Annotated in this window: 10 protein-coding genes and 5 tRNA genes; 4 read left to right on the forward strand and 11 right to left on the reverse strand. The window is 66.1% G+C overall.

Annotation, left to right across the window (positions count from 1 at the left end; all coding sequences use genetic code 11):
• Nucleotides 1-101 precede the first annotated feature (101 nt).
• The 11 genes from clpP to grxC all read right to left on the reverse strand — a co-directional run bounded on the left by clpP (nt 102) and on the right by grxC (nt 6,497).
• A complete protein-coding gene (clpP, locus tag BP05_RS09940) occupies nt 102-728 on the reverse strand; it encodes an ATP-dependent Clp endopeptidase proteolytic subunit ClpP (RefSeq protein ID WP_496362932.1) in 627 nt (208 codons plus the stop codon).
• 184 nt (nt 729-912) lie between these two features.
• The gene (gene tig, locus BP05_RS09945; RefSeq protein WP_496362934.1) at nt 913-2,208 is read right to left on the reverse strand and encodes a trigger factor; all 1,296 of its coding nucleotides are present in this window, start codon (nt 2,206-2,208) and stop codon (nt 913-915) included.
• A gap of 265 nt (nt 2,209-2,473) precedes the next feature.
• Nucleotides 2,474-2,559 (reverse strand) — tRNA-Leu (locus BP05_RS09950).
• Between the two features lie 77 nt (nt 2,560-2,636).
• Nucleotides 2,637-2,712 (reverse strand) — tRNA-Lys (locus BP05_RS09955).
• Between the two features lie 63 nt (nt 2,713-2,775).
• Nucleotides 2,776-2,852, reverse strand: a tRNA-His gene (locus BP05_RS09960).
• Between the two features lie 26 nt (nt 2,853-2,878).
• Nucleotides 2,879-2,955, reverse strand: a tRNA-Arg gene (locus BP05_RS09965).
• A gap of 46 nt (nt 2,956-3,001) precedes the next feature.
• Nucleotides 3,002-3,078: transfer RNA gene (locus tag BP05_RS09970), tRNA-Pro, on the reverse strand.
• A gap of 129 nt (nt 3,079-3,207) precedes the next feature.
• Nucleotides 3,208-4,677 carry a Na+/H+ antiporter NhaC family protein gene (locus tag BP05_RS09975; RefSeq protein WP_496362936.1) on the reverse strand — a complete coding sequence of 490 codons (1,470 nt, stop codon included), beginning with the start codon at nt 4,675-4,677 and terminating at the stop codon, nt 3,208-3,210.
• 47 nt (nt 4,678-4,724) lie between these two features.
• A complete protein-coding gene (locus BP05_RS09980) occupies nt 4,725-5,732 on the reverse strand; it encodes an isocitrate dehydrogenase (RefSeq protein ID WP_496362938.1) in 1,008 nt (335 codons plus the stop codon).
• A gap of 106 nt (nt 5,733-5,838) precedes the next feature.
• The gene (locus tag BP05_RS09985; RefSeq protein WP_496362940.1) at nt 5,839-6,231 is read right to left on the reverse strand and encodes a carboxymuconolactone decarboxylase family protein; all 393 of its coding nucleotides are present in this window, start codon (nt 6,229-6,231) and stop codon (nt 5,839-5,841) included.
• On the reverse strand, nt 6,228-6,497 hold the full coding sequence (gene grxC, locus BP05_RS09990) for a glutaredoxin 3 (protein WP_496362942.1): 270 nt from the start codon (nt 6,495-6,497) through the stop codon (nt 6,228-6,230). Before grxC ends, BP05_RS09985 begins: the two co-directional genes overlap by 4 nt.
• A 254-nt stretch (nt 6,498-6,751) precedes the next feature.
• On the opposite strand from grxC, the gene BP05_RS09995 reads away from it, so the two are divergent.
• The 4 genes from BP05_RS09995 to ppk1 all read left to right on the forward strand — a co-directional run bounded on the left by BP05_RS09995 (nt 6,752) and on the right by ppk1 (nt 12,708).
• Nucleotides 6,752-8,278 carry a M48 family metalloprotease gene (locus BP05_RS09995; RefSeq protein ID WP_496363156.1) on the forward strand — a complete coding sequence of 509 codons (1,527 nt, stop codon included), beginning with the start codon at nt 6,752-6,754 and terminating at the stop codon, nt 8,276-8,278.
• Between the two features lie 105 nt (nt 8,279-8,383).
• Entirely contained in the window at nt 8,384-9,091 is a 708-nt protein-coding gene (phoB, locus tag BP05_RS10000) for a phosphate regulon transcriptional regulator PhoB (protein WP_496362944.1), read from the forward strand.
• Nucleotides 9,092-9,217: 126 nt separating this feature from the next.
• Entirely contained in the window at nt 9,218-10,591 is a 1,374-nt protein-coding gene (gene phoR, locus BP05_RS10005) for a phosphate regulon sensor histidine kinase PhoR (RefSeq protein WP_496362946.1), read from the forward strand.
• On the forward strand, nt 10,591-12,708 hold the full coding sequence (ppk1, locus tag BP05_RS10010; protein ID WP_496362948.1) for a polyphosphate kinase 1: 2,118 nt from the start codon (nt 10,591-10,593) through the stop codon (nt 12,706-12,708). Before phoR ends, ppk1 begins: the two co-directional genes overlap by 1 nt.
• The last annotated feature ends 54 nt before the right edge of the window (nt 12,709-12,762 follow it).

Here is a 12,762-nt window from a genome sequence, read left to right on the forward strand (position 1 = left end):
GCAGCCCGAGAATACCACAGCGTTCCGGGCCGCCTGCAGCCCGGATTTCATGTGTATTTGTGTTCGAAATCAATAATTTCGGATGGCCGGCTGTCAGCGTGTCAGCCCGCCTGGATCGATTCGTCCGGACGCCGTTCCAGCACCTGGTCGACCAAGCCGTATTCGCGGGCGGCTTCCGCGCTCTTGAAGTTGTCGCGCTCGGTGTCCCGGGCGATGGTCTCCAGCGCCTGGCCGGTGTGCTTGGACAGGACCTCGTTCAGCCTCTGGCGAAGGGTCAGGATCTCCCGGGCGTGAATGTCGATGTCCGTGGCCTGCCCCTGGAACCCGCCCAGCGGCTGGTGGATCATCACCCGCGAGTTGGGCAGGGCGTAGCGCTTGCCCTTGGCCCCGGCGGCCAGCAGGAGCGCCCCCATCGAGGCGGCCTGGCCGACGCAGATCGTGCTCACGTCCGGCTTGATGTACTGCATGGTGTCGTAGATGGCCATGCCCGCCGTGACGATCCCGCCCGGCGAGTTGATGTAGAGGCTGATGTCCTTCTCGGGATTCTCGGCCTCCAGGAAGAGCATCTGCGCCACGATCACGTTCGCAACGTGGTCGTCGATGCCACCCACCAGGAAGATCACCCGCTCCTTCAGCAGGCGCGAATAGATGTCGTACGCGCGCTCGCCGCGGCTGGTCTGTTCGACCACCATCGGGACGAGGTTCAGGGCTCGGGTTCGGTTGTCCATCTGGAAAGGCACCTGGCGGGTCTGGGATGTCAGCAAGTTGGGGCCAATGATGCGCCAGCGCAAGTGGCCGCGCGCCAGCTTTGTTCAATCTTCGGGAGCCGCGATTTCGGGCCACTGCAAACGATTCGGGCGCGGCTGGAGCCGCGCCCGAAAGTCGGAGCCCTGGGCTCCCGAGGTCCAGCCTTTACTGGCGGATCGCTTCGCTGAAGGACAGCGGCTGCTCCGTGTGCTGGGCGCGCTCGGCGATCCAGTCGATCACCTGCTCCTCCATCACCCGCGCCTGCAGGCCCGACATCAACTGGGCGTCGTTGCGGTAGAGGTCGACGACCTGCTGCGGCTCCTCGTAGGTGGACGCGATCAGCTTCAGGGTCTCGGTGACGCGACGCGGATCCAGGCGCAGATCGTTGCTGCGGGCGATCTCGCCCACCAGCAGGCCAACCAGGACGCGCTTGCGCGCCGGCTCCATGAAGCCCAGGTACGCATCGGCCGGGACCTCGGGGACGTACTGCCCCTGGCGACGGGCCTGCTCCACCGCCTGGAACGCCATGTTGCGGGCCTCGGCTTCGACCAGGCGCGGCGGCATTTCGACATGCGCGTAGGCCGCGATCAGCTGTTCGCCGACTTCACGGCGCAGGCGGGTCATCAGCGCGCCCTTCAGCTCGCGCTCGAGGTTGCTGCGGATGTCAGCGCGGAACTGGTCCGCATCGCCGCTCTTGATGCCGAAGCTCTTGATGAAGCCCGCATCGACTTGCGGCAGGACCGGCTCGGAAACCTTGGTGGCAGTCAAATGCACCTTGACCGTGCGGCCGGCGAACTGCGGAACGCGCCAGTCGGCGGGGAACTCCACGTCGACGGTCTTTTCCTCACCGGCCTTCATGCCGACAAGCGCCGACTCGATTGCGCCGAACATGGTGCCGGAGCCCAGCACCGTCGCGCCGCGCTCGACGCCCTCGGCCGGCACGCGCTCATCGCCCGCCTGCGACCAGGTTTCGATTTCGACCGCATCGCCTTCCTGGGCGGCACGCTCGACCGGATTCCAGGTACGGCGCTGCAGGCGCAGGTTGTCGATCATCGTGTCGATGTCGCTATCGAGCACCTCGGCGGTGTGGCGGATCACATTGAGCTTGGTGACGTCGACGGCGCCGAAGTCCGGCACCACCTCGAAGGTGGCGACATAGGCCAGCTCATCGCCCTCCTTGGGCTCGATGCGCGGGCTGCCGGCGATCTGCAACGAATGCTCGCGCACCGCATTGCCGAAGCCTTCACGCAGCAGCGCATCAAGGGCTTCGGCCCGCACCTGTTGGCCGAAGCGCTGTTCGATCACCTTGGCAGGCACTTTGCCCGGGCGGAAGCCCTTGATCTTGGCGCCGCGCGCGATCTCGCGCAGGCGGCCGTCCACCACGCTCTCGAGGCGGTCGGCCGGAAGCGTGAAGGTGACGCGGCGTTCGAGATTGCCCAGGGTTTCGACCGAAGCTTGCATTGCTGACGACTCCTGCTGCCGCGCGGTCTCCCCGCGGGCGATATTTGAAGGCTGGTTGGCGGTTTGCTGCCGGCGGCGAGGCCTGAACCGGCCGTCAGCGGAACTTGCTAGTTTCGCCGATAACCGGGCCGGGTGCCAGTTCGGCATCGGTTTCCTGGGCTGTCTGGCGCGGGCCGGGTGGTGCTCCTGCCCAGGCTCTGTAGCTGCCATCGCCGAGGGATCGCCTCGCCCGAAGAAGAGAGTCGAGTCGCTCGAGATTGAAGCATGGTGCGAAAGGAGGGACTCGAACCCTCACGGGGGTTACCCGCTGGAACCTAAATCCAGTGCGTCTACCAATTCCGCCACTTTCGCGTGGTTCGCATTCTAGCCGGGAGCCGGCGCCCCCCCGCAAAGCAAAACGCCCGGCTTTTGGCCGGGCGTTTTGTGTTTGGTGGGCCGTCAAGGATTCGAACCTTGGACCTATTGATTAAGAGTCAACTGCTCTACCAACTGAGCTAACGGCCCCGAACAACGGGAGCGAAATTGTAAGCAAACCGTTTCCGATTAGCAAATCCAACTTCGCAAAACTGGGGTGGCTGAGGGGACTCGAACCCCCGACAACTGGAATCACAATCCAGTACTCTAACCAACTGAGCTACAGCCACCATAAAGCCTGTTTTTCACTGCAATCTGGCGCGCCCGGCGGGACTCGAACCCACAACCACCGGCTTAGAAGGCCGGTGCTCTATCCGGTTGAGCTACGGGCGCCAGATTCCAATCTTAGCTGACCCGCGATTTCTACCAGTTGGGCGGATGGTCGGGGCAGAGGGATTCGAACCCACGACATCCAGCTCCCAAAGCTGGCGCTCTACCAGGCTGAGCTATACCCCGAAGCCGGTACTCTCGTGCGCGCCTAACGCCGCGAAAGGTCGGACATTTTGGTGTCCGGCGCCCGCAGTGTCAATGTCATTGACTGCGTCCTTGCCGTAGGCGAGAACTCGTGCCGCCAGGAAGCGGAGCTCAGGTTTCGGCGGCCGCGGCTTGCGCTGCGGCAGTCCGGACGGGCTGCCGCGACGGCCACAACATGAAACCGATCGCCGCTGCCCCCAGCAGCCACGCGTAATGGACGTTGCCGACCAGCGCCAGCGGCGAGACCGCGCCAAGCGATGCCGCGAGCAGGATCTGGGCGCCATAGGGCAGCAATCCCTGCGTGACACAGGCATAGATGTCGAGCACGCTCGCGGCGCGCGCCGGCGGCACGCCATGTTCCATCGCGATGTCGCGCGCCAATCCGCCACTGATGAGGATCGCGACGGTGTTGTTTGCAGTGAATGCGTCGGTCGTCGCCGATAGCGCCGCGATGCTGATCTCGCCGGCACGTCGGCTCTTGTGTCCGCGCGCGAAACGGCCGATCACCCGGGCCAGCCACGCCAGGCCGCCAGTAGCCTTCATGAGCGCACCTAGGCCTCCAACCAGCAGCGACAACAGGATGATTTCGACCATGCTTTCGAAGCCATCCCAGATGTGCGCGGCGTAAGACGCGAGTCCGAAGTCGTCCGCCAGCAAGGCGCCGATCACGCCCGCAAGCACGAGGCCGATCCCCAGGACGAGGAGCACGTCGAGCCCCAGCACGGCGAGCGCCAGCACCACCACGTACGGCAGGACGAGCCAGGGCGAAGCCGGCTCGAGGGGCTGCACCGGGGCGGTTTCGCCGACCACGCCCAGCACCACCAGCGTAAGAATTGCAGCCGGCAAGGCCAGCTTCAGGTTTTCGCGGAATTTGTCGCGCATGGCGCAGCCCTGGGTGCGACTGGCGACGATCGCGGTGTCGGAAATTACCGAGAGGTTGTCGCCGAAGGTCGCGCCGCCGATTACCGCCCCCAACACCAGCGCCCGATCCAGGCCGGAGGCGTCCGAAATGCCGATCGCAATCGGCGCGACTGCAGCGATGGTGCCCATGGAGGTGCCGAGCGACAGCGAAATGAAACCTGCCACCACGAAAAGGGCCGGCAGCAGCAGGGCCGGATGCACGTTGCCGATGCCCAGGGAGACGATCGCATCGACTGCGCCGATCGCCTTGGAAACTTCGACGAACCCGCCGGTGAGGAGGAAGATCAGGCACATCAGGGCGATGTTCTGGTCTCCCATTCCCTGCAACAGCGTCTCCAGCGGCTTCAATTTCCGGCGCCACGCAATGAAGGCGGCCAATGCCAGCGCGGGCAGGATCGCGACCGGCGCCCGCATCTGGTAGAAGCCCATGACGTCGCCGTGGGCCGTGAAGTACACGCCAGCACCAAAGAACAGCGCCAAGAACAGGAGCAGCGGCGTCAGCGCGAGCGGATTCGGCGCAACCGCCACGGCATGGTCATTCATCTTTTCATCTGGATGAAGAAATATAAGTGCTGATTTTGCAGCGCAGCAACACGGTTGTCGAGAACGCGCGCGGAATGCAGCAATTCCGCTGCGTACACCCTTGCCGCCGGGGCCCAAACGAAACGGGGCGCCAATGGCGCCCCGTTCAGCCCCGCAAGTCCGCTTCAGACCCGGCTGGCGATGGCCTGGGCAAAACTCATGGTCGTGCCCTCCCCGCCCAGGTCGGGGGTCAGCGAATCCTTGGCTTCCAGCGTCGCGATGATCGCGGCGCGCAGGCGCTCGGCCTTGTCCACCTGGCCCAGGTGGTCAAGCATCTGCGCCGCGCCGAGCAGCAGTGCGCACGGGTTGGCGATGCCCTTGCCGGCGATGTCCGGCGCCGAGCCGTGCACGGCTTCGAAGATCGCGGCGTCGGTGCCGATGTTCGCGCCGGGCGCCAGGCCGAGGCCGCCGACCAGGCCCGCACACAGGTCGGAAATGATGTCGCCGAACAGGTTCGTGGTCACGATGATGTCGAATTGCTCCGGCTTCATCACCAGCTGCATGCAGGTGTTGTCGACGATCATCTCGTTGCACTGGATGTCGGGATATTCCGCCGCCACCGCGCGCGCGGTCTTGAGGAACAGGCCCGAGGTCGACTTGAGGATGTTGGCCTTGTGCACCACCGTCACCTTCTTGCGACCGGTCTTGCGCGCCAGCTCGAAGGCGTAGCGCACGATGCGCTCGGAACCGCGGCGGGTGACCTTCTGCGTGAGCAGCGCAGTCTCGCCGTCCTCGGACAGCGACTGGCCCTCACCGATGTACGCGCCTTCGGTGTTCTCACGTACGGTGATCAGGTCCACGCCCGACGGGAAGCGCGACTTGGTATTCGGGAACGACTTGGCCGGACGCACGTTGGCGTAGAGATCGAAACGCTTGCGCAGTTCGACGTTGATCGAGGAGAAGCCCTCGCCCACCGGCGTCGTCAACGGCGACTTCAGCGCGATGCGGTTCTTGCGGATGGAATCCATGGTCGCGGCCGGCAGCAGCTCGCCATGCTTCTCGAGCGCGACCAGGCCCGCGTCGGCGAATTCATACTGCAGGCCGACGTCCATCGCGTCGAGCACGTGCAGCGTAGCGTCCATGATTTCCGGGCCGATGCCGTCGCCGCGGATGACCGTGATTGTCGTCGTCATTTGAAGTTCCAGACAGGCCGACGCCACGCTCGGGGCGTGGCGCCGTAAGGGGGCTTAGAACTTGGAATTATGACAGATCGAGGCAGGACCGTACGCCCGCGCACCTTCAACCATGGTCGTGGGCGGCGGGGGTGCCGGCGCTGCCGGACTCCAACTGGTCGAGGAAATCCACAGCCCTGCGCAGGTGGGGGATGACGATCGAGCCGCCAACCACGAGGCCGACCGAGAAGGCCTCGAACATCTCGTCGCGGTTGACTCCAGCCTCCTTGCACTGCGCGACGTGGTAGCTGATGCAGTCGTCGCAGCGAAGGACCAGGGACGCGACTAGCCCCAGCAGCTCCTTGGTCTTCACATCCAGGGCGCCTGCTTGATAGGTCTGGGTGTCGAGCGCGAAGAAGCGCCGCACCACCTGGTTGGGCTCGGCCAGGATGCGTTCGTTCATGCGCTTGCGGAACGCGGTGAACTCGGCGACCCGGTCCTTTTCGTTGCCGGCGCTCATGCCGCACCTGCCAGCAGGGGTTCGAGGCCACCCGCACGGTGCAGGGCCATCATGTCGTCGTAGCCGCCCACGTGGGTATCGCCGACAAAGATCTGCGGGACGCTGGTGCGGCGGGTCAGCGCAACCATCTTCTCGCGCTCGGCGGGGTCCGTATCGACGCGGACCTCGGTCCATTCCACGCCCTTGCTCTTGAGGAAATTCTTCGCGGCCACGCAATAGGGGCAGACCGCGGTGCTGTAGATTCGAATGCGAGGCGCGTGACTCAAAGCCGTCTCCTGGAAACTTGCGTTAGTTTGGCTGGTCGGAAATATGGGCTCCGCGCCCCCCGTTTTCCACCCTGCTTGCGGAACAGTGACTTGCGTGATGGGAATCCAGCGCCGACCGCTCCTACCAATTAACCCCGGATTCACACCGCCTGGCCTGCCCCACCGCATCCTGCCCAAGTCCGGCAATTCATGAGGATCAACGCTTGCGTCGCATCGCCCTGCTCTCCGCTGCGATCGTTTTCGCCCTCGGCACGATGTGCGCGAGCGCGCAGGAATCGCGCTTGCCCGACATCGGATCGTCCGCCGGCGAACTGCTGACGCCGCGCAAGCAGCAGGAGTACGGCAGCATGATGCTGGCGCAGCTCCGCCACTACGACTACACGCTGGAAGATCCGCTGGTTTCCAGCTGGCTCGACACGCTGGGCACGCGCCTCGCGGCCAACAGCGACAGGCCGCAGCAGCCTTTCACGTTCTTCATGCTGCGCGAGCGGCAGATCAACGCGTTCGCGACGCTGGGCGGCTATGTCGGCGTCAATTCGGGCCTGGTGCTGGCGGCAGAACGCGAGGACGAGGTCGCCGCGGTGCTGTCGCACGAAATCGCCCACGTCACCCAACAGCATGTGCTGCGCAGCGTCGAGCGCGCCCAGCGCGACAGCATCCCGATCCTGTTGGCGATGCTGGGGGCCGTGGTAGCGGCCCAGGCGGCGGGCGGCAATTCCTCGGACGACGCCATCCAGGCGGCGGTGGTCGGTGCGCAGGGCCTCATGTACCAGCGCCAGATCGACTACACCCGCTCGAATGAAGCCGAGGCGGACCGCATCGGCATCCAGACCCTGTCCCGCAGCCAGTACGACACAGGCGCGATGGCCGGCTTCTTCGGCACGCTCAATGCGCGTTCGCGTGCGAATCGGGCGGGCTACTACGGCGAGACCCCCAGCTACTTGATGACCCACCCGGTCACCACGACCCGCATCAGCGAAGCCAAGGATCTCGCGGCGAAGATGGCGCGTGCGCCGGCGCGCTTCAACGCGGATATCCGTAGCGACAACCCGCTTCTGCCCGGCGGATTGACAGTGGGCTCGACGGGCCTCGCAGGCGGGACGGGCCAGTTCGACTACGCCCGCGAACGCCTGCGCGTGCTGAGCGCGGAAAGTCCGAGCGACGCCATCCGCGAGTACGAGCGTCTGGCCAAGGCCAAGCCGCTTACCGATGCGCAGCGTTATGGCCTGGCCGTCGCGAAACTGCGCGCCAACCAGGAAGGGGCTGCGGCCACCGCGTTGGCGGAACTGCTCGAGCGGCATCCGGGAGACCAGTGGATCACGCTCGCGCTGGGCGAGGCGGAAGCCCGCGCCGGGAAGGCGGATGCGGCCGACAACCGCTTCGAGACCATCCTCAGGGCGATGCCGCAAAACCGGCCCGCGGCCCTGACCTATGCCCGCGTGCTGGCCGAAAGGAACTCCGTCGCGGCGGGCAAGCGCGCCCAGGCCGTACTGCGCCCCCTGCTGGGCCAGTCGGCGGAAGACCCGGAGTTCCAGCAGGTTTTCGCACGGGCAAGCGAGATCGCCGGCGACTCCGTCCGCGCCGGCGAGGCCTATGCGGAAGCCGCGTACCTGAACGGACGTGCCGAAGCCGCGCTGGTCCAGCTCAACACGCTCAAGCGGCGCACCGACCTCGACTACTACGCCCGCGCCCGGATCGATGCCCGCATCGCGGCGATCACGCCCACCGTGCTCGAACTCAAGCGGCAGGGCATCGAAGACGAGGACCTGAAACGTCGTTGAGACGTGCGTGCTGGCGCGCGCTCGGACCAAACGGTGTCATGGGGCGGTCACAAAACGGTAGTGTACTGGGGCGGCTTCAGGCTCCCTTTCCCCCGCCGGTGACCCGTGCAGAAGCGCATTCTCATCGTTGAAGACGAACCCGCCATCCGCGACATGGTGTCCTTCGCCCTGCGCAAGGGCGAGTACGACCCGGTCCACGCGGGCGACGCCCGCGAAGCGCAGGCGGCCATCGCCGACCGCGTTCCCGATCTGATCCTGCTCGACTGGATGCTGCCCGGCACCAGTGGACTCGAGCTCGCCCGCCGCTGGCGCAAGGAACAGCTCACCCGGGAAGTCCCGATCATCATGCTCACGGCGCGCGGCGAGGAAAACGACCGCGTCGGCGGCCTCGAAGCCGGGGTCGACGACTACGTGGTCAAGCCCTTCTCCGCCCGTGAACTGCTTGCGCGCATTCGCGCCGTGCTGCGCCGTTCGCGCGAGGACGACGAGGATGGCAGCGTCGGTATTGGCCCGCTGCGCATCGACGGCGCCGCGCATCGCGTGTTCGCCAACACCGACGGCAGCGAGCAGCCGGTGCAGATCGGCCCGACCGAGTACCGCCTGCTGCACTTCTTCATGACCCATCCCGAACGCGTCTACTCGCGCACGCAGCTGCTGGACCATGTGTGGGGTGGCAGCGTGTACGTCGAGGAACGCACCGTCGACGTACACATCCGCCGCCTGCGCAAGACGCTGGAACCGCATCAATTGGACGGCATGGTGCAGACGGTGCGGGGCGCCGGCTACCGCTTTTCCGCCTCCGTGGAGGCGTAGGCGGGGCCGTGGCGGAGCGCGCCGCCGTCAGGCAAACAGGGGCAAAATGCGATGCGCACGCGATACCGCGCACCGCCTTTCCCTGACAATCGTTCAATCGCTCCGACCGAACGGACTCACCCGCCCATGCCACCCCGCGCCCGTTCCGCCTGGTTCCGCACCCTGGGTCAGCTTGCCCTGGTCCTGGCGGCGGCGGCGTTGATCGGCCTGCTGATCGGCCATCCGTGGCAGGTGATCACGACGGCGGCCCTGGGCGTGGTGGCCTGGCACTACTGGCGGCTGCGCAAACTGCTCATGCGCCTCACGGCGCGGCAGCGCCACACGCCGCCGCTGGGCGAAGGCACCTGGAACGAGCTCGACCGCCTGCTCCACCGTGGCCAGCAGGAAATGCGCGGGCGCAAGCGCCGCCTCATCGAAATGCTGCGCGCCTACCGGGCGGCCGCGGCCGCGCTGCCCGATGCGATCGTGGTCGTCGAGCGCAACAGCCAGCGCATCCAGTGGTTCAACGAAGCCGCCTTGGGTCTGCTCCATCTGAGCTACCCGCAGGACATCGGCGCTCCGATCGCGAACCGGCTGCAGCCCCTCCAGCTCGCGCACTGGCTCGCGGCTGGACGCAATGCCGATCCGCTCGAAGTCACCTCACCGTGGAACTCTGCGGTCACGCTCAGCCTGCGCCTGATCCCTTATTCCGAGAACCTGTGGCTGCTGGTCGCGCGCGATGTAACCCGGCTGCTGCAGCTGGAGCAGATGCGTCGCGACTTCGTCGCCAATGTCTCGCATGAACTGCGCACGCCGTTGACCGTGGTCCACGGCTACCTCGACATGCTCGATCCTGCCGAGCATCCGGATTGGGCGCCGATGCTCGCCGAGATGCAGCGCCAGTCCCAGCGCATGACCCAGCTGGTCGAGGACCTGCTGACGCTCTCACGCTTGGAATCCGCCGACCACCTGGCGAACGAGGAAACGATCGCCATGCCGGGCATGCTCAACACGCTGCGCCGGGAAGCCATGGCGTTGAGCCAGAACCGGCACGGGATCAGCGTGGAGGACAGCGCGGGCGTGGACCTGTTCGGCTCCAGCAAGGAACTGCACAGTGCGTTCTCCAACCTAGTGAGCAACGCCATCCGCTACACGCCTGCCGGCGGGCACATCACCATCCGCTTCCGCAACGACCGGCCCGAACGACTCGCCAGTGGCGCGCTCGCCAAGAACACCGGCGTCGTGCTGGAAGTGAGCGATACCGGCTATGGGATTCCTGCCAGCCACCTGCCGCGCATCACCGAGCGCTTCTATCGCGTGTCCAATAGCCGGTCGCGCGAAAGCGGCGGGACCGGCCTGGGCCTGTCGATCGTCAAACACGTGTTGAACCTGCACCAGGGCCGGCTGGAGATCAGCAGCGAAGTCGGCCGCGGCAGCACGTTTTCCTGCCATTTCGGCGCCGAGCGCGTGCGCCCGCGCGATACCCTGGATGCCATCGACGTGAGAGCCGCCCTGCCATGATGTCCGCCACCGACCAGACCATCAGCACCGCAGTGGCAGGCAGCTACGACGGTGGCGGCGAAACCGACCGCCTGCGCGATCCCGCGCTGTACTTCAACCGCGAACTGTCGCAGCTGGATTTCAACTTCCGCGTGCTGGCGCAGGCGCAGGACCCCGGCATGCCGTTGCTGGAACGCCTGCGCTACCTGTGCATCTCGTGCACGAACCTGGACGAGTTCTTCGAGATCCGCGCCGGCACGCTGCGCCATGCCCAGGACCTTGGCCTGGCGCCGGGGGCGGACGGCCTGCCGCCGGCCGCCGTGCTTGCCCGCATCCACGACCGCGCCGCCGACCTGGTCAAGGCGCAATACGAATGCTGGAACAACCTGCTGCGGCCCGCCCTGTCCGATGCCGGCGTGCGCGTGCTCCACCGCGACAGCTGGACCGACCGGCAGACCGAATGGCTGCGCACGTACTTCCGCGAGGAGATCATGCCGGTCCTCTCGCCGCTCGGCCTGGATCCGGCGCACCCGTTCCCGAAGATCCTCAACAAGTCACTAAACATCGTCGTCGTGCTCAAGGGCCGCGATGCCTTCGGTCGCGCCGGACACCTGGCCATCGTGCGCGCGCCGCGCTCGCTTCCGCGCATCATCCAGTTGCCCGAGGACGTTTCCGGCGGTCCGACCGATTTCGTCTTCCTGTCGGCAGTGCTGTCCAGCTTCGTCGACGAGCTCTTCCCCGGCATGAAGGTCGAGGGCGCGTACCAGTTCCGGGTCACCCGCAATTCCGAACTGGTGGTCGACGAGGAAGAAGTCGACAACATCGCGCTGGCATTGCGGGACGAACTCGCCGGGCGCGGCTACCTGCGCGCCGTGCGGCTGGAGATCGCCGAGCAGTGTCCCAAACCCATCGTGCGCACGCTGCTGGAGAACTTCGACCTGCCGGAGAATGCCGTGTACCGCATCAACGGCCCGGTCAACCTCAACCGCGTCATCCAGGTGTATGACCTGGTGCAGCGGCCGGACCTGAAGTTCCCCCCGTTCCAGCCGCGCGTCCTGCATGGCCTGGAGGGCATGTTCGACATGGTCGGCGAGCGCGACATCCTCCTCCACCATCCCTTCGAGTCGTTCGCGCCGGTGCTCGAACTGATCAAGCAGGCGGCCGAAGACCCGAACGTCCTGGCGATCAAGCAGACGCTGTACCGCACCGGCAAGGATTCGCCCATCGTCGACCACCTCGTCCAGGCCGCGCGCAACGGCAAGGACGTCACCGTGGTGGTCGAACTGCGGGCGCGCTTCGACGAGGAAGCCAACCTCGGCCTGGCCGACCGGCTGCAGGACGCTGGCGTGCAGGTGGTCTATGGCGTCGTCAACTACAAGACGCACGCAAAGATGCTGCTGATCGTGCGACGCGAAGGCCGCAAGCTGCGCCGCTACGTGCACCTGGGGACCGGCAACTACCACAGCGGCACGGCGCGGGTTTACACCGACTTCGGGCTGATCACCTCCGATCCCGACATTGGCAGCGACGTGCACCAGATCTTCCAGCAGATCTCGGGCCTCGCTCCGGCGATCAAGCTCAAGCGCCTGCTGCAATCGCCCTTCACCCTGCATGCCGGCGTGCTCAAGCGCATCGACCGCGAAACCAGGAACGCCAAGGCCGGCAAGCCCGCGCGCATCGTCGCCAAGATGAATGCCCTCAACGAACCGCAGGTGATCCGTGCGCTCTACCAGGCTTCGCAGGCCGGAGTGCAGATCGACCTGGTGGTGCGCGGCGCCTGCACGCTAAGGCCGGGGGTCCCGGGCATTTCCGACAACATCCGCATCCGCTCGATCGTGGGGCGCTTCCTCGAGCATCACCGCGTCTATTGGTTCGCCAACGACGGCGCGCCTGATCTGTTCTGCTCCAGCGCCGACTGGTTGGAACGCAACCTCCTGCGTCGCGTCGAGACCGCATTCCCGCTGGTCGACCCCGACCTCTCCAGGCGCGTGTTCGACGAGGCCCTGGCGAACTACCTGCTAGACAACGTCAGCGCGTGGGAACTGCAGCCCGATGGCGGCTACGAGCGCCGACAGCCGGCGGAAGGCGAGCCTCCGCATTCCGCGCAGGGGGCACTGCTGGCGAAGATCTGCAGTTGACCAAGGATTGAAGGCGAGTGCGCGGCGCGGGATGGGGCGCCGCACACTTCTTCG

It is taken from the genome of Lysobacter oryzae DSM 21044, assembly GCF_059568595.1.